We start from the raw sequence: 17,382 nt of genomic DNA, 5'->3' as shown, positions 1-17,382 counted from the left end.
ACGATTGTGAGCGCACTCAAATAATAACATATCAGGCTGTTCATAAAAAATAATAGACCACTTTGACGTTCTTTTGCCAAACATCTAAAAGACTTAATATGAAACAGTTCCTAATTTCTATCAAAAGTAGGGTGAATATTGGTGTTATAACAGAGACCCTGGGGTCTCTTTTAACTTTAGTTTAAAAAAAATCACAGTAATAAACCTCAATATTCAGGTAAATAATGCACATTTGTAGGGACAAATGAAACCTGACCTCGTTGCCCCTTTTTTGCTGTTTTTTTTACTTGTAGTATCTTTAAAAGGGTCTGCAGCAATACAGCGCACAAATGAAATTCCAACGGTACTCATTGCCCAGGAGCAGCTGAACGAAGACAGTCCGCTGTTTTACTACCATAATAAATCCATTTTCAAAAACCCTAAAATCAAGCAGGATGATTTTGATGCGAAAGGTATCTATTGGCTCCGCATCCATATCCCGGCCAGTAAAGACTATAAAAAGAAAACTTATGTTCTTTCTTTTAACAACCTGACCTATGTGGACCTGACCCTGATCGACGACCGCAGCAGTGTCGCGATCGATAGCCGAAAAGCGGGACTGTTCAGACCTCTCAAGGAGATCAGTCCTGGTGATGATCGCAATCATTTCACACTGGAACTAGATGTCACCAAAACCTACACCTGCCTGTTGAAAATCCATCATATCAAAGGCTATAGCCCCCAGCTGGATTTCTATATCGAAGATCAGCTGGCTTATCTCAAAAGGCAGCAAAAAGAATCCAATATCTACGCTTTCTTAGAAGGCGCGATCATCGTACTGCTCCTGTATATTGCACTGGCATGGATCGTGTCACGCTACCGACCATATATCTGGATCTTTACCTTTTTAATGGCTGTGGGCATGTATAGTTTTGCCTTGCAGAAAGACTTTATAGACTTGTTTTTTGCTGAAAACCCGCGCATGGGATGGACCATAGGTCCGCTGTTCTATCGGCTCGGAACCATCAGTTTCTATCTGCTGCTCCTGGATTTTCTAAATCTGAAAAAATTGAGCCCGCTGTTTTATAAACTGGCACTCATCATCTGCTTATTGGTGGTTTCTTTTGCTGTTTTCAGCTTTATCTACTGCTATACCACGTCAAATTACTATCTTTCCAACCGTATTAATTTTATTTTGGGTGCGATACATATTGTGTATCTGTCGACTCTATTTATATATCTCTGGAAAAAGGTGGATGAACCACAGCGATTCCTTGCCTATGGCACAACCTGTTTTTCATTAGGGATCGGGCTCATTGTGATCTTGCTGATCAAAATGGATGAAAAATCACTCCTCTATATCCCTGCCGTGATCCAGCTTTTTGTACTGAGCATCACGATTATCTTTCTGATTGCAATCCGACTGCGCATCCGTAAGCAGGAACTGGAATACCATAAATCGATAGAGATTCGTGTGGAAGAACGCACCGCTGAACTCCACATGGCCAATACAGCTTTAAGTAAGCAGCAATCGGAGCTCTTGGAAAAGAATACATATATCGAAACCTTGATCGATGAGCTCAACCACCGGGTCAAAAATAATCTACAACTGCTGTACAGTCTGGGCAGCCTATATCAAAAAGGGGATAAAAATAGCGTGACCAGCAATCCTGCTATTCAGGAGATGCAAAGCCGGATCCATACCATGATGCTGGTCAATCAGCTCCTGGTACACAACAAGGGCAATAAATTGAAACTGGATCAATTGGTGATGGAAACCATCAGCTACCTGCAGATGCTGTATGATCCCAAACAGAGGATAGCGATCGATCTGTACTGTGTGCTCGACTATTGGATCCCGACCCATATATCAACTTCACTGGGACTGATCATCACGGAGCTGCTGACCAATGCTTACAAGTATGCCTTTCCGACTGAACGGGAGGAGTCTCCTACAATCACGCTGGAGATCACACAGTCAACGGACAAATTGTCGATCGTATTTTGGGACAATGGCGTAGGTTCGGATACCTTGGTCGCAGACTCGTCCTTAGGTATAGCGCTGATCAGGGATCTTGCCCGCCAGATCAAGGGTGAGATCAGCATCAACCCTAAAAATGGGTATCACTATCACTTTGAATTTAAAAAAGGACTATGGAAATAAAGATCTTAATTATTGAAGATGAAATGATCATTGCCCGTTTTATCGAGCAACATTTTTATGCCTTCTACCAAAATATCGAGATCAATATCGCGCTTTCTGTGGAAGAGGTGGACAACTACATGCGGGAGCAGCAGCCGGATCTGGTGCTTTGCGATATTCAGCTGCAGGATGATTGCGACGGGATCGACCTGATGGTGAAATATAAGGCTGAAAAGCAATTCTCGCTGATCTTCATCACTTCTTATGACTCGAAACACTGCATCGATCGGACCATCGCGGTCAATGCTGAAAACTATATTATAAAACCATTGAATGAAAGTCGGCTATATGCTGGAACCCATATCGCTATACAACGTATCGCTCAGGATAAGAGAAACCGAAAAATAAGCCCTAATCTGTCCGAACTGACTTCTGCCGAAATACAGGTACTCAAACTCATCGCCAATCGCTACACCACCAAACATATCGCAGATAAACTGTGCTTAAGTCCATATACCATCAAAAACACACGTCACCGCATCTGCAGGAAGCTTTCTCTGGAGGAGGAAAATAATGCGCTATTGACCTGGGCGATCGAACATCAGCATATGCTGGAAAATTGAAAGTTGTTTAGGACAGGATCCTAAACAACTTGCGTACTGCTACTCGCCAATAGCATAGTACTGAAAACCGAATCTTTCGAGCTGCTTTCTATCTAAAATCTTGCGGCCATCAAATACAAAAGCTGGTTTTTTCATTCCTTCTTTTATCTGTGCCCAATCGTATTGTTTAAACTCATCCCACTCGGTCAATATCGCTACCGCATGTGCTCCTGTCAGGGCTTGATGAGGCTCGTTTACAACCGTCAATAAACGGCGGTTTTCTGCCGGAGAACGCGTACCGAGGTAATCCAGATCGCGATAGATCTGCTCGGCCGAAACCTTGGGATCGTACACCACGATCTCGGCTTCTTCATCCAAGAGGTGATCGGCGACATAAATCGCTGCCGATTCGCGGGTATCATTGGTATCTTTTTTAAACGCCCAGCCTAAGAATGCAATCTGCTTACCATTGACCGTATTGTACATGGTCTGGATGATCTTTTGCGCAAATCGGTCTTTCTGGTGATCGTTTAACAGAATCACTTGTTCCCAATAATCTGCTACAGCGGTGAGATTATAGGTGCGGGCGATGTAAACCAGGTTGAGAATATCTTTTTGGAAGCATGACCCTCCAAATCCAACGGATGCTTTTAAAAATTTGGATCCGATACGCGAATCATAACCGATGGCACGTGACACTTCATCTACATTGGCTCCTGTCACTTCGCACAGCTCGGAAATGGCATTGATCGAAGATACGCGCTGTGCCAAGAAAGCATTTGCTACGAGTTTTGACAATTCGGAAGACCATAGATTGGTGGTCAATATGCGATCTCTGGGCACCCAAGCTTCGTAAATCTGCACCAGAGCTTGAATAGCTTCCTGATCTTCTCCACCGATCAATACCCGATCTGGGCTGTGCAGGTCGGGTACAGCCGTACCTTCTGCTAAAAACTCGGGATTGGAAAGAATATGGAAATTAACACCATTTCCGGTATTGTCCAAGATACTCTTGAGAGCTGCTGCTGTGCGGACGGGCAGGGTGGATTTTTCGACGACAATCTTATCGTCTTTGGCGACTCGCGCAATCTGACGGGCACATAGTTCAATATATTTTAAATCGGCTGCTTGTCCCTTGCCCTTGCCATAGGTCTTGGTTGGGGTATTGACCGAAATAAAGATCATGTCGGCCTCTTCAATCGCTTTATCGACATCGGTCGAGAAAAAAAGATTGCGCCCTCTGGCCTCAGCGACCACTGCATCCAGACCGGGCTCATATATAGGAAGATTGTTTAGATCGGGGTCATTCCAAGCATCGATACGGGCCTGATTTAAATCAACAACAGTGATGGTAATATTTGGATTTTTTTGAGCAATAACCGACATGGTCGGACCACCTACATACCCTGCTCCAACACAGGCTATTCTCTTAATTTCTCTCATCTAAGTATACTAAAACAACATCATCGGCAACCATTTTTAACTCTCAAAATATAAGGCGGTTACCGTAGATACGTGCATGTATCGAAATTAGTGAATTATTTACTAAATTTCAATACGAAGCGGAATAAATTTGTCTGACAACTGCGATATCTATATCTTCGTAATGTTCAACTTCTTATAAAAGAATATACATGAAAAAAAGAATATTGATAACGGGCGGAGCTGGTTTTATTGGCTCGCACTTGTGCAAAAGATTGCTCGATGAGGGCAATGAGGTCATTTCTTTGGATAACTATTTTACCGGGTCTAAAGAGAATATAGCGCCACTATTATCAAATCCATACTTTGAGGCCATCCGACATGATGTCACGATGCCTTACTTTATCGAGGTAGATGAAATCTATAATCTGGCCTGCCCTGCCTCACCTATACATTATCAATTTAATGCAATCAAAACCGTGAAAACTTCGGTAATGGGTGCAATCAATATGTTGGGATTGGCAAAACGGTTAAACATCAAAATATTGCAAGCTTCTACCAGTGAGGTCTATGGTGACCCGATCGTGCATCCGCAAACAGAATCGTACTGGGGAAATGTCAACCCCATCGGTATCCGTTCCTGTTACGATGAAGGAAAGAGATGTGCCGAAACGCTGTTTATGGACTATCACCGCATGAATCATGTCAAGATCAAAATCATCCGGATATTCAATACCTATGGACCCAACATGCATCCGAATGATGGGCGCGTGGTATCTAATTTCATCATTCAGGCCTTGAACAACCAAGATATCACACTCTATGGAGATGGCTCACAGACCCGAAGTTTTCAATATGTGGATGATCTGGTGGAAGGGATGATCAAAATGATGGGAAGTACGAGCGATACGATCGGTCCGATCAATATGGGCAATCCAAATGAATTTAGTATCCGTGAGCTTGCGGAGAAAGTGATCGAACTGACCGGATCCAAGTCAAAAATCATCTTCCAGCCTTTACCTTCTGATGATCCGAAACAACGAAAACCGGATATCGACCTGGCAAAATCCAAATTAAATTGGGAGCCCAAGATCCAGTTGGAGGAAGGTCTTAAAAAGACGATTGCTTATTTTAAATCTCTATCTTAAATAAAAATGCACGGTATCCATCCAACGGATATGGTGCATTTTGGCTATAAAAAGTTGTTTTTATATCGTTGGTTGCTCATGAGCAACCAACTTGACCTTAAATCCAAAACGGGATCCGTGGTATTCCTCGGATTCGAAAAAGAACTTTCCTCCATGACGGTGAATAAAATGGTAGACAACCCACAGTCCAAGGCCCTTCCCTTGATCATGCATCGGAGTGACCGACCCCTCTCGCGAAACCTGGTTACGTAATTGTTCCTGAATCTCAGGGCTCATGCCCACCCCAGTATCGATGATCTCGACCACTGCCCATTCTTCTTCCCGATATAGATTGACTGTAACCGAAGAGTCGCTATGACTAAATTTGACCGCATTGATCAACAGATTGCGTAAGATACTTTTCATGATGTCCACATCAAAAAAGATCTCTAATCCGGACTGCAGATCGATGTCGAGTTTGATATTCTTCAATTTCGCTGTGGGCGATAAGGTCTCCACAACTCCTAAAATGAGCTCATTCAGATTCAGTTTTTGAGGAATATAACTCAGCATACCAAGACTGGATTTGGTCCACTTGAGCAAATTGTCCAGTACACTAAAAAGCTGTTCGGCAATATCATTTCCGGTATGGACCATCGCGGCATAGCCATTATCTTGTGTTTCGGTCTGCATCGTGAGGATATTGAGGATCATTTTGAGGGAGGAAATGGGGCTGCGCAGATCATGTGCCAAGATCGCATACATGCGGTCACGATTGAGAATAGCTTCTTTGAGCTCTGCCGTCTGTCGGCTAATGGTATGATTGGAGGCGATAATGCGGATCTGATGTTTGATGCGCTGCAGAAGCTCCATTTTATTAAAAGGCTTGGTGACATAATCGACACCACCGCTATCAAAGCCTTGTACAATATCTTCGGGACTGCTTAGGTTTGTGATAAATATAACAGGAATAAACTGATAGGCTGCGATCGACTTCAACTGTTTGGTGAGCTCATAGCCATTGATCTCACCGAGCATGACATCCATTAAAATCAGGTCGATTGTTTCTGTGCGAAGATGCTCCAGCGCAGAAACAGCATCTGAAGCTGAAAACACATTGAATGATTCCTTTTCAAGAATACCCTTCAATAGGTAGAGGTTGACATCTGAATCCTCGACGATGAGGATATTATAAAGTGAAAAATCAATTTCCATAAGTCATTTGCAGCTTACACAATAATTGGAATACATCCATAACATTATTTGTAAATATAATTTAAAATCAAAAAATTCGCTACTATTAAATTAAAATATTTTTTTTAAAATAACGAAGTTTTTAAGAGTATAAACGTGATTTTGTCCAAAGTTGTTACATCTAAGATCAATTTATGGCCATATCGACCAATACAGGGGAGTGATCACTAAAATCAATATCGCCGGTTCGATAATTTTTCGCTCTCAGTCTTATTCCCGAATACAAAACAAAATCTATGCGGTACAGCTTCATAAAATAACGGTAAGTATAGCCATAGCCATTGCCGGCCTCAAGATACGCATCTTCCAAATCCCCTTTGATCGTTTTGTAACCGTAGGAAACGGGGGTATTGTTAAAATCTCCGCTCACGACCAACGGATAGGGCGAGCGATCCAATATACGCCTGAGGGAATCCACTTGTCGACCTCTGAATTTGAAATTATTAGAGATTGTACCCAGGGCATCAGTCCAGCTATGACGTGTATCTTCCTGGTAGAGGAGTGTCCCTTTGACCTGGTTCCAGTTGGTCGTCTGTAAATGAAAGTTGCCAATACGAATCTTTTCATTATTAACCTTTATATCGGCCAATAGGGCACAATTTGGACGTTCGGGAAAGGAAACCGTAGCAATAGAATCTAAGGGATATTTGCTGAGAATAGCCAATTGAAAGTGTGAACCTAGCCCCCCTGTTGTGATCACATAAGGCATATTTGTAAAGATCTGCTTGAGATCTGCCTCTGTGCAATCTGAAGGGACCTCCTGCAAGCAAATCGTATTGACTTGGTTGTCCGAAAAATAGGCTGCGATCTGTTCCATAGAAGATAAATTATAGATCATTTTAAACTCATGGACATTGTATGTCGCAAACTTAATCTCGGCCTGATAATCCTCCTCCGGCTTATGCATCTGAAATTTATGCGGATAATAATGAAAATTGGCCAGTATCGCAATTATGGGACAAATACTATACCAACTCCTTTTGTACCAGGCAATAACTAAGACAAACAAATTGCAAAAAAGCAACATCGGTAAAACAACACCGATCCATTGAAAAAACACGCAAGTCTCCGGCGAGACATATAACGCCAGAAAAGACAGGGAGGTGACCACCATCAATAAAACAGCAGCGACTTTACCCAATGATGCACGGATGCGAAGCGGTTTCGGTATTGAATGGTTGGTCATAAATCAGTATCAGCTTTATAAATCAGAATTATGAAGGGGTAATTTGATACGGAAGGTGGTTCCCTGACCTTCTTCGGATTCAACCGTGATCTCACCATGCATCTGCTCAACGATTGCTTTGCAAATAGACAGTCCAAGCCCGGTACCTTTGGCCGCTTCATTGATCTTAAAGAAACGGTTGAAGATCGATTTCTGAAGATGTTTGGGAATACCGATCCCATTGTCCTTGACATAAAACTCAAAAAATTCGTCGCCTATGAGGTAGCCGATATGAACAGCTCCATGAGGGGGGGTAAATTTCATACTATTGTTGATCAGATTGACGAGTACTTGCATGATTCTACCGCGGTCTAATTGGACCGTGAGCTCTTTTTCGGGTATATCGATAATAAGAACCGGATGATCTTCTAAGTTGCTGAAACTTAATGAAAGCTCATTCAGGATGCTTTTGAGTGAGACCACTTCTGCATTAAACCGCATTTTACCAGCATCCATCTGGGACATCTCCAATACATCTGAAATCAACCGCAACAATTGACTGCTATTGGTAGTCAGAATCTGACCATACTCTTTGCGCAACTCCGGATCTGGTGTGTCGGCAATGATATTACCAAAACCAATAATAGCACTTAATGGTGTACGGATCTCATGGTTCATATTGGAAATAAAGGCTGACTTTAATTTTTCGGACTCTTCGGCAGCCTCCTTGGACTTCAAAAGCTGCTCTTCATACCTGATCTGATCGGAAATATCGCGCTGGATGGTCCATACAATATCTTCACCGATACCATTTTTTATAATCAGCGAACTGCACTCGGAACCAATCATATCAAACTCCGGGTAGGCAATATCACAACGATATTGCAAATATCCATGGGCACGCTGTATTTTTTCAATAAACGTACACCACTGGTTTCTTGTATCAAAATTTTTCAGACTTTCATATACGACAAGCGCACTGATATCACCTTCCTCGATCAGACCATTTTGCTGGCGACAAGCTTTATTGGCAAATGCCAGTCGACCATCTAAATGGCAAGCGAAAATACTGTAAGGAGCATTATTAACGACAGCCAACACCATTTCCAGCTCATTCCTATTCTTCATAAAATCACTTACATTCTGAGAGAATCCATCGACGATACAATAACCATTTTCCAGATGTTTGGCATATTTTGTGGCCCTTACATAAGTGATAGGTTTGTCTGGAAGCAACATGCGATATTCCAACGTACCGTATTCAGCATCATTCATATTTAAAAAATCTATGATCTTCTGTCTGTCATCGGGATGAATATAAGGTAATAAATCACTGAGCTTAAATATTTCAGGCTCTAAAATATTTGTATTTCGAATATTAGAAAAACCACTGATGAAAAATTTTTGCTGTTCGGTGTAAAACGACCAATGACCGATCTGCGCAACTTTACCTACCTCGAGCTGCGCCTGCAAAGCGGATTTGAGCCGGTATTTCATATTACTGCGCTGCGTAATATCGCGATACTGGCACAGCAAATGCTCCTCGTCAAACTTATGGATAATAAATTTAAAGAAGTAGGTTTGATCGCTCGCCGGGAGATCGTAGTTCAGGTTGGATGTATCCCCAGTCTGACGGCATTTGCTAAATTCCTGCTCCATAAGTTGCGCAGTGGATGCCGGCAAAAGATCGAGCAGATTGGATCCGATCAACTGGATACGCGGATTGATAATCGGATTGTCGGTCTTGATAATGGCATCTACACATACATTATCTTGATCGATCAAGAATAAAGTATCGCTGGTCAGATCTAAGATCTTCTCCAAATATTTTAAGTTATGTAATGCTCTTTGCTCCATCATGTTTTGCTAAATTATTTCCGCTGAGACTTTTCCCATCCGCCGCGGTGCTGATTGCTCAATAGGTAGTAAATCCCCAGCACTACATTTATATTCATAAATATAAAATAATAGGGGATATAAAACAACTTTGACACATTTGGATGATCGCGTTGGAGATATCCAATGCCTGCGCAAAGGTAAAACACGACCTGACTTACAAAAATGATATAAAACACATTATAAGGTGATACATATCCTAGTCCTAGTATGAAAGATAATGGCAATAAAGCAAATAAAGCAAAAGGAGTGACTGACCAGCGCAGTACGCGGTGCGACAGATATTGAAAGCTTAGTTTGCCATAATCAAAAATATTGAGCAGAGGCAATAGCCTGATGATGGATTGCCAGCCGCCGGCCGCGATGCGACGCTTGCGCTTTGCTTCCTCTTCCATATTGAGCGACCCAGATTCTACAGCATAGGCATCTGGTGTATAGGCAATGCGGTAGCCATTTTGTGCAATGCCCATCGATAACATAAAATCATCTAAAAGGGTATCTTCTGGCATCATCGTAAACAAGGCCGTACGGATCGCAAATAGCTCTCCTGCTGCTCCTACTGCCGAATAATATTGATAGTCAAGTTTTTTTAACAGTGATTCATATTGCCAATAGGTGCCCTCTCCTTTGGACGAGATGGTATCATCGTCTGTAAAAGCTACTCTTTTCTCGCCCGACACACAACCAATACTCGGATCATTAAATTGATGGACGATAATCGTCAAGGCATCGGTATTTAGAAAACAATTGGCATCACTAAAAACAACAATGGGGGTATGGACAACACTCATCCCATGATTGATCGCCGCAGTTTTGCCCTTACGTGAGGGCGAACTCACGACCTGCACGTCGGGATACTGCTGCAATAAAACTTCACTATGATCACTACTGCCATCAATCACCCAGAGGATCTTTAACTTATGCTTGGGATAAGCCAAGGCCCTACAGTTTGCCATTTTTTCGGCAATAATATCGGCTTCATTGTAGGCTGCAATAAAAAGCGTGACCTCCGGCATCTCCTCTTCGCTAAGACAATGTACCTGTACATGAGGTTGATAAGCCCTGTATTTTGCTAATACATAAATGACTATGGCATAGCCCACATAGGTGTAAAAGACTAAGAATAAACTGCACCAAAATATAAACTGTAACATAGGAGATCGCGGTATTTATGACAAAAATATATTAAATATTTGGTTTTATTGATCGTATCGAGTATGATGTTTTTTTGAGAATAGATCCGTCATGCAGCTGTTGCTTGATGCAAACCTGAAAATGGCATCTATTCTTTTGTTTCTATTTAAATGCGATCTGCTAAAAAAATCGTTACCGTAACAGGTCGGATTGCAACAAGCTATTCATCTGTCCTTTCCAAGACAGTTCTTGAATGCTCGCTCGAATTGCTTCTGGCGATGGTTGATGTTGGTCTATAAAAGCGATCAGCTGCTGAATATCTATAGGTGATTCATCGGGCTTTGCTTTGATAATATAATCGCGGTCATCAAAATCAGGATCTGATTCGGAGTATATAAATGAGATACCGCGTGCCGCATATTCCCGGTTTTTCAAGGTGCGGATCACATCGATACCGGTCCGGTGCCTCCCTAAACTTCCGATCGCAAAATCTGCCTGATCAAATAGCGCATCGAGTGCTGTACCCCAAAGTGCACCATGTAGGATGACTTGCTGCTGCAGACCATGCTGCTGAATGGGGACGAGAATATCTTGACGCTCGCGTTCACCGCTGAGTTCGCCCACGAGATGAAAGATCACCTGACGTGAAGGATGCTGCTGTTGGTACAGCGCCAGACCTTGAATGAGCCGGTCAAAGCCGTGCCAGTAATGGATCTCGGCAACGGCCAGCAGATGAATCTCTTGCTGCGGTGTAGCACGGGGATGACGAATGGGGATAGCATCAAAATCTATCCCATTAGAAATCTTGAGCGTCTTTTGACCAAATATAACATCGACATTGGAGAAAGTGACCACCGCATCGAGATGCTTGGCCAGCTGATCTCGATACAACCGATCTACAAACAATTCCAACTTCATTTTGGGTGTATTGTACTCCTGATCATAGGGATAAGTCGGAACTTCCATAATGACTTTTGCTCCAGATCGACGCATCTTTTTTACTAAATGAATCGTAAATGGATTGGCATTGTGATCGGAGCGCATATAAATAAGTGAAAAATGATTTGCTAAGACATAATTAGCGATAGCGCTATAATCGATCCGTTTCCGAATCTTGGCCCTTGGTCCGGTACCCAAATCCGCGAGGACCTTTTCATCGATCTTCCATACCCGATGTCCATCGGACGTGACCTGATAGTGACATAAAGTAACTTGGGCACCATTTTGTTGAAGCCCATTGATCTGTCCCCAGATCTTTTTACTGATCCCGTTATGTTCACTAAAACCATGAAAGATAAAAAAAAGCACCTTCAACCCCATGACATCTAATTTTATTTAATGGCCTTTATTTGACTCCAAGAAATTACAAAAAAATAGGCAAACATCGCAAGTAAAAAACATGTTTTTAGTTATTTCCTCTTTTTCTATTTATAAACTGCTTAATATCTGCTTGGTACCCTCCAAACCAGACCAACAATGCAAATGATGGGACAAATACCAAACTTTTGAATAGAAAGCTATACAATTGCTGGTTACAATTGAAGATTAGGTCTGCGCTATATAACAGCCCGGCTAATATACCTGCAAAAAGAACAGGTTTCCACAGACAGGTCAAAAAAGGGACGATACTTGCTTTGAATATGACCATATACATGAGCCAATAGGTCTGTACAAAATTGATCGCGAATGTGACCAGCAGGCATTGGGCTACAGCTTCGATACTCTTGAAATAAAATACACCTAGTAGGATACCGGTGACATTGACGACTGCTGAAAATAATCCGCAGATAAATAAGCTCCTGGTATCTCCTGCAGTTTGGAAAATAGAGCCTGAAGAGGACAATACCAGTTGGATACCAACGGTAAGACTCAATATTTTAAATGTCGGAATGGCCAATTCCCATTGCGGTCCAAAGAATAACAGGATCAGTTCTTCTGAAGAAAAATACAGAAAGATGGCCAGGGGGAACCCGATTAAAGCTAGAAAACTGACCAGTTTGAGGTTGACTCGATTTAAATATCCCAGATCTTTGCTATGCAGACTCAAAATTGGATGTATAACGGGCGTGATCACCTGTGTAATATTCTGAAGAGGCAGGGACATGAGGCGATAGGATTTATCGTAATAACCTAAAGGTACCATACCCAAATATTTACCGATCAATAGGGTGTCGGCATTGCGACTAAAGTAATTGATGATGTTAAATAAAAATTGATAGAATGAATAGGAAAAAATCGGTCGCAGTGCTTGTAAGGAGAAGCTAAACGTAAATTTCAATGGAAACTTGGCATACGATATCCCAAAGATCAGGATGGAAGAGAAGATCGGATTAATGATCAACGCATATACCCCATAACCCTGATAAGCGGCCACGACTGACATCGCGCCACCGACAAGCTGTATGACCAGACTCCGTAAAGCTATGGCCTTGAAGAGGCGATCCCGATAAAAAAGAGCATTGGGCACCACGGTGATCCCAGAAAAAAGCAAACTGAGGGCAAGCCACTGGCAGATAGGGCGAAGCTCAGGTTGATCATACCAGTTGGCGAAGACCCCTGCGCATAAAAAGAAAATCAAGGAAAGCAACAGGGTAATATAGACCGATAGCGAAAATAAAGCGCTCAAAGCTTTTCGGTCTAATTCTTTGTGCTGTATAACCGTTGCAGACAATCCGATATCGGCGATCAAATTGAGAAAAGCAATAGCCACAGTAGCGATGGCGACTACCCCGAATTGATCGGGAGCAAGTAATCGGGCTAATATGGCTGTTACGACCAACGAAATGATCAGATTGGCGTATTTGGCCAGTGCGGTAAAAAACACGCCTGAGATCAACTGTCCTTGTATATCTTTCATCTATTTTTTCTTTTTGAATAATAAGACTCCGTACGTACGGATATTCATGTATTTATTCCAGCGGCTGATGAGGATAAATAAAAGCTTAACGCGTTGATGAGGAGGCAATCCGTGTGCTTTCCAGACCGCAGCATTGAGCATCCGTGCGAGATATTGATCGACCACGGCATGATAAACTGGATGTTGCTGCACAAATAATTGCAGTTGTTCGGCAACTTTTAAATAGGATGATATATTGTACCACTTGAAGGCACTGGTCATAATGGAATTGGCCCGTACACGTCGGAAAAAGAACGGTTCGGGTAAGTAACCCACTTGCTGGGCAAGCAAAAATACCTGCATGGTAAACAATTCATCCTCGTGGATAATACCGACTTCAAACTGTAAATTTTCGGTTAAAATCAAACTCCGTCGAATGAAGAGCATCCAGACGGGAGAAAAAAACTCTTGGTGATCCAATAGTTGCGCTAAGGCTTCACTTCCCTTCATCACTTGATACGGGGCTGTTTTTTTTCGGATATAATGAAACGTAGCAGACTGCTGATTTTCCTTATTTTGATCGTCTAAAATATCAGCATCGAAAAAGACGAGATCCAGTACCGAATCTTCTGCATAACGTACGCATTTGTCTAAGGTATCTGGGCGCAGGTAATCATCGCTATCCATAAAATAGACAAATGTTCCTATGGCATGCCGCAATCCAGTGTTGCGCGCAGCAGAAAGGCCTTGATTATCTTGAGCGATGATCTGTATGCGCTGATCCTTTTGTTGCCATTTAAACAAAATGTCCGGGCTGCCGTCGGTCGCGCCATCATTGATAATAATCAGCTCAAAATTTTTCTCTGTTTGTTCTAATATGCTCTGAATAGCCATATCAAGATACGCTTCTGTATTATAAACAGGCATAATAACACTGATCAACGGCTGTTCTTTCATACTTTTACCCAACAATTTAAATTAAAATCATATGTTTTGACCACTTTTGCAGGATTGCCCACTGCGACACTATAGGCTGGGACATCTCTGGTCACAACAGATCCGGCTCCGATCACGGCATGCTGACCGATGCGGATACCTGCTAAAATAACGACATTTCCTCCGATCCATACATCGTCGGCTATCGTAACAGGGGCTACGCTAACTCCTTGCTCTGCGATACTGATCTGAACATCTTCATAGCGGTGATTCAATCCCGAAATCAAGACATGCTGCCCAATATTGACCTGATGGCCAATGCTAACAGGACCAATAATCGTGTTGCCAATACCGATGCGTGTATAATCTCCGATGTGGAGATCGCCTACAGCATTGTTGAGCACAGAAAATGATTCGACGACCGATCGTGTACCTATAGAACATTGGCGAAAAGGAACGAGATCGCGACGTACGCTGTTGTAAATAACGGATCCACGACCTCTTTTTACATACAAAAACTGCAACATACGCAAGTACCACCGAGGCCTGGTCCGTGTTGGGCTCATGATCAACCAATGGACCAAGTGCTTCAGCGATTTATTTTGATAGATGTACTGCTTCATAAATATCCAATGTTTTTGCTGCTGTTTGATTCCAGTCAAATTGTGTACTTCTTGCTAGTCCTTTAGCCACTAAACTGTCGTACAATGGACCGTCCTGTTCCAACTGCAGCATGCCTGCAGCAATGGAAGCGATATCGTGGGGATTGCTATACACCACATTGTCCTGCGCAACCTCTGGGATGGCAGATGTGCTGGAAGTCACAACAGGAGTACCACAGGCCATCGACTCCAAGAGCGGTAGGCCAAAACTTTCTCGAATCGAAGGATAGAGAAATGCAAAAGCCTTATTGTACACTTGGACCAAGAGGTCGTGTGCAATATACTCTTCGACGATCAGGTAATCTTTGATGCCCTGTAAATCCAGTTCGGTTAATAACTTATCCAAATGTTGTGGATCAAGATCTGCTAAAAGCAATTTTTTCTTAAGGCTGCTTTCCTGTAAATAATAAGCGTAAGCTCTGAGTGTATTTTTAAGATTCTTTTTAGGATCTGTATTGCCTAAAAGCAACCAATAGCTTCCTTTTTCCCATGATGCAAATCGAGGATCTACAAAGGTGGTAAGTGGCTTGAATCGCGAACTGACGCCGTTATAAACAGTGACTATCTGTTGACGCAATTGTGGAAAAGCTGTTGCAATATTATGTTGTTCGAAATCGGAAACCGTAATTACGGTGTGGACTTTTTTTAAGATCTTGGGGACCACCCAGCGGCGGTAGATACGACCCAGATTTTGATACATCGAGGCGTTATTACCGATCTTCTTTTCCATAAAGATGATGTCATGCAGCGTCAGTACCAGCGGAATATGCATGTTCAAAGGGGCGGTATTGGAAGTGCAGTGCAACAGATCGGCCTTTACCTTCTTTAAGAGCCGAGGAAGGAGTAACTGTTCCCAAATGAGGTAATTGGAACTATCCAATACAACAATGCTAAAGTTTTGCGTTTCGCTGAGGCATCGGTCTTCACCAGGGCCAACCGCAATAACATACTGATTGAAGGGATCCAGTTGCTGTAAGCCACGAATCATTTCCAATGCGACAAAGTCCATTCCATGCTTATTCTTGCGGAATATGCGTTGTGCCTCAATTACTATAATCTTCTTTTTTTTCGCCATGTGGTGTGTGAACAAAAGTACTACGCCCTGATTTAATTCCCATAAAACTACGCAAGATCGCCATAAAAATAAAGGGTAATTTCAAAAAGCACACTAATGTTCGCTTATTATAGAATCGGTTTGGAACGGCCAAGCCCAGTGCTATCAGGAACAACAGATAAAGTATCAGCCATTTATACATCAATATGGGTGCTAAGACATATAAAATAAAGATCCAAATGGGGACGAACCCGAGTAATATAATACGTGGGGGGATCGACCATTGTACCACCTTATCCAACATCGGCCAGTTACGGGTCTTCAAAATAGTGCCCAATCCACTAAAGGCAATTAAAAAAGTATCGATTTGCGCTGCAATCCATCTTTTCCTTTGATTGGAAAGATCTTTTCGGTTCTGTACCTTTTCATCGAGAACATACACATCTTCTAAATAATTGGTGAAGATACCCTCCAATAAAAGGTGATATTCTAATTCTTTATCTTCACCCATGGAGCTTATTTTGGGCATCACTTGCCTAAACCAATTGATTTCAAACAGCATACCCGAGCCGGTCAATGCTGCAGGAAGTCCGAGATTGACATGACCTTGTCGGAAAATGGAATTGTTGATCTCCTCACTGATTCCATCGAGATAGGCGGTATCGGTATTATCATTTTTGGCGATGCGATGTGCCTGTACGGCTTTGCAACCTGAATCGAATACTTGATTGACCTGTTTTAGAAAATCCGGATACACCAAATTGTCTGCATCTAGAATAACAACTGCGTCGAATGGCTGGCCTTGCGTATGCGTGATGGCCAAATTGAGGGCTGCAGCTTTGGATCGGGGTTCATAATTTGGAATCAGAACAGTAGCTCCCAACTGACGCAGCCCAGCGTTCGTATCGTCCTGCATGCTATCTGCAACCACTACAACTTCATATAAATCCTCAGGATAATCTTGCTTATAAAAAGAACGAATGCTTTCTACAATAACCGCATCTTCTTTGTATGCTGGGAAAATAACTAAATACCGATGTTGATGAGCAGCTTGCTTGAATTGCTGATTTCTGGGAATACGGTATCCGATGGAAAATATCAAAAAATAGACGATCCAGATCAAAAACGGAATAAAAAAGATTCCTTCGACAATGTGCAATACTAATTCCATA

At 42.3% G+C, this 17,382-nt stretch carries 14 protein-coding genes; 3 read left to right on the top strand and 11 right to left on the bottom strand.

All coding sequences use genetic code 11. The annotated features are described in order from the left end of the window. Positions 1–244: 244 nt before the first annotated feature. Together MUB18_RS05810 and MUB18_RS05805 are read left to right on the top strand one after the other, a co-directional pair. Positions 245–2,143 carry a 7TM diverse intracellular signaling domain-containing protein gene (locus MUB18_RS05810; RefSeq protein ID WP_248755236.1) on the top strand — a complete coding sequence of 633 codons (1,899 nt, stop codon included), beginning with the start codon at positions 245–247 and terminating at the stop codon, positions 2,141–2,143. Beyond that, positions 2,134–2,745 carry a DNA-binding response regulator gene (locus tag MUB18_RS05805; RefSeq protein WP_248755235.1) on the top strand — a complete coding sequence of 204 codons (612 nt, stop codon included), beginning with the start codon at positions 2,134–2,136 and terminating at the stop codon, positions 2,743–2,745. Before MUB18_RS05810 ends, MUB18_RS05805 begins: the two co-directional genes overlap by 10 nt. 39 nt (positions 2,746–2,784) lie before the next feature. On the opposite strand, the gene MUB18_RS05800 is transcribed toward MUB18_RS05805, so the two are convergent. Further along, complete coding sequence (locus MUB18_RS05800; RefSeq protein ID WP_248755234.1) at positions 2,785–4,167, bottom strand: nucleotide sugar dehydrogenase; 1,383 nt, start codon at positions 4,165–4,167, stop codon at positions 2,785–2,787. 191 nt (positions 4,168–4,358) lie between these two features. On the opposite strand from MUB18_RS05800, the gene MUB18_RS05795 reads away from it, so the two are divergent. Next, the gene (locus MUB18_RS05795; RefSeq protein WP_248755233.1) at positions 4,359–5,294 is read left to right on the top strand and encodes a UDP-glucuronic acid decarboxylase family protein; all 936 of its coding nucleotides are present in this window, start codon (positions 4,359–4,361) and stop codon (positions 5,292–5,294) included. Between the two features lie 60 nt (positions 5,295–5,354). On the opposite strand, the gene MUB18_RS05790 is transcribed toward MUB18_RS05795, so the two are convergent. The 10 genes from MUB18_RS05790 to MUB18_RS05740 all read right to left on the bottom strand — a co-directional run bounded on the left by MUB18_RS05790 (position 5,355) and on the right by MUB18_RS05740 (position 17,381). Further along, positions 5,355–6,488, bottom strand: a complete 1,134-nt coding sequence (locus MUB18_RS05790; protein WP_248755232.1) for a hybrid sensor histidine kinase/response regulator — start codon at positions 6,486–6,488, stop codon at positions 5,355–5,357. A gap of 166 nt (positions 6,489–6,654) precedes the next feature. Next, positions 6,655–7,713 (bottom strand): endonuclease/exonuclease/phosphatase family protein, encoded by a 1,059-nt coding sequence (locus MUB18_RS05785; RefSeq protein ID WP_248755231.1) that lies wholly within the window; start codon positions 7,711–7,713, stop codon positions 6,655–6,657. Between the two features lie 15 nt (positions 7,714–7,728). Then, on the bottom strand, positions 7,729–9,552 hold the full coding sequence (locus MUB18_RS05780) for a PAS domain-containing sensor histidine kinase (RefSeq protein ID WP_248755230.1): 1,824 nt from the start codon (positions 9,550–9,552) through the stop codon (positions 7,729–7,731). 11 nt (positions 9,553–9,563) lie between these two features. Then, positions 9,564–10,742, bottom strand: a complete 1,179-nt coding sequence (locus tag MUB18_RS05775) for a glycosyltransferase family 2 protein (RefSeq protein WP_248755229.1) — start codon at positions 10,740–10,742, stop codon at positions 9,564–9,566. Positions 10,743–10,914: 172 nt separating this feature from the next. Beyond that, the gene (locus tag MUB18_RS05770) at positions 10,915–12,042 is read right to left on the bottom strand and encodes a hypothetical protein (RefSeq protein ID WP_248755228.1); all 1,128 of its coding nucleotides are present in this window, start codon (positions 12,040–12,042) and stop codon (positions 10,915–10,917) included. A gap of 85 nt (positions 12,043–12,127) precedes the next feature. Continuing rightward, positions 12,128–13,579 carry a lipopolysaccharide biosynthesis protein gene (locus MUB18_RS05765; protein ID WP_248755227.1) on the bottom strand — a complete coding sequence of 484 codons (1,452 nt, stop codon included), beginning with the start codon at positions 13,577–13,579 and terminating at the stop codon, positions 12,128–12,130. Continuing rightward, positions 13,580–14,515 carry a glycosyltransferase gene (locus MUB18_RS05760; RefSeq protein ID WP_248755226.1) on the bottom strand — a complete coding sequence of 312 codons (936 nt, stop codon included), beginning with the start codon at positions 14,513–14,515 and terminating at the stop codon, positions 13,580–13,582. It abuts the gene before it with no gap. Beyond that, positions 14,512–15,117 carry an acyltransferase gene (locus tag MUB18_RS21905; RefSeq protein ID WP_317233180.1) on the bottom strand — a complete coding sequence of 202 codons (606 nt, stop codon included), beginning with the start codon at positions 15,115–15,117 and terminating at the stop codon, positions 14,512–14,514. Before MUB18_RS21905 ends, MUB18_RS05760 begins: the two co-directional genes overlap by 4 nt. Continuing rightward, positions 15,092–16,231: a glycosyltransferase family 4 protein gene (locus MUB18_RS05745; protein WP_248755225.1), complete on the bottom strand. Its 1,140-nt coding sequence runs from the start codon at positions 16,229–16,231 to the stop codon at positions 15,092–15,094. Before MUB18_RS05745 ends, MUB18_RS21905 begins: the two co-directional genes overlap by 26 nt. Further along, a complete protein-coding gene (locus MUB18_RS05740; RefSeq protein WP_248755224.1) occupies positions 16,200–17,381 on the bottom strand; it encodes a glycosyltransferase in 1,182 nt (393 codons plus the stop codon). The genes MUB18_RS05745 and MUB18_RS05740 overlap by 32 nt, the downstream gene beginning before the upstream one ends. Position 17,382: the final 1 nt, after the last annotated feature.

Source organism: Sphingobacterium sp. PCS056 (assembly GCF_023273895.1).
GTDB lineage: Bacteria > Bacteroidota > Bacteroidia > Sphingobacteriales > Sphingobacteriaceae > Sphingobacterium.
The sequence above is the reverse complement of the archived record's forward strand: the minus strand, read 5'-3'. Positions and strand labels throughout refer to the sequence as shown.

What these genes read in the sequence shown, in the direction of transcription:
- MUB18_RS05810 (WP_248755236.1), top strand. Translation starts at nt 245, where the DNA reads ATGAAACCTGACCTCGTTGCCCCTTTTTTGCTGTTTTTTTTACTTGTA.
- MUB18_RS05805 (WP_248755235.1), top strand. Translation starts at nt 2,134, where the DNA reads ATGGAAATAAAGATCTTAATTATTGAAGATGAAATGATCATTGCCCGT.
- MUB18_RS05800 (WP_248755234.1), bottom strand. Translation starts at nt 4,167, where the DNA reads ATGAGAGAAATTAAGAGAATAGCCTGTGTTGGAGCAGGGTATGTAGGT.
- MUB18_RS05795 (WP_248755233.1), top strand. Translation starts at nt 4,359, where the DNA reads ATGAAAAAAAGAATATTGATAACGGGCGGAGCTGGTTTTATTGGCTCG.
- MUB18_RS05790 (WP_248755232.1), bottom strand. Translation starts at nt 6,488, where the DNA reads ATGGAAATTGATTTTTCACTTTATAATATCCTCATCGTCGAGGATTCA.
- MUB18_RS05785 (WP_248755231.1), bottom strand. Translation starts at nt 7,713, where the DNA reads ATGACCAACCATTCAATACCGAAACCGCTTCGCATCCGTGCATCATTG.
- MUB18_RS05780 (WP_248755230.1), bottom strand. Translation starts at nt 9,552, where the DNA reads ATGATGGAGCAAAGAGCATTACATAACTTAAAATATTTGGAGAAGATC.
- MUB18_RS05775 (WP_248755229.1), bottom strand. Translation starts at nt 10,742, where the DNA reads ATGTTACAGTTTATATTTTGGTGCAGTTTATTCTTAGTCTTTTACACC.
- MUB18_RS05770 (WP_248755228.1), bottom strand. Translation starts at nt 12,042, where the DNA reads ATGGGGTTGAAGGTGCTTTTTTTTATCTTTCATGGTTTTAGTGAACAT.
- MUB18_RS05765 (WP_248755227.1), bottom strand. Translation starts at nt 13,579, where the DNA reads ATGAAAGATATACAAGGACAGTTGATCTCAGGCGTGTTTTTTACCGCA.
- MUB18_RS05760 (WP_248755226.1), bottom strand. Translation starts at nt 14,515, where the DNA reads ATGAAAGAACAGCCGTTGATCAGTGTTATTATGCCTGTTTATAATACA.
- MUB18_RS21905 (WP_317233180.1), bottom strand. Translation starts at nt 15,117, where the DNA reads ATGAAGCAGTACATCTATCAAAATAAATCGCTGAAGCACTTGGTCCAT.
- MUB18_RS05745 (WP_248755225.1), bottom strand. Translation starts at nt 16,231, where the DNA reads ATGGCGAAAAAAAAGAAGATTATAGTAATTGAGGCACAACGCATATTC.
- MUB18_RS05740 (WP_248755224.1), bottom strand. Translation starts at nt 17,381, where the DNA reads ATGGAATTAGTATTGCACATTGTCGAAGGAATCTTTTTTATTCCGTTT.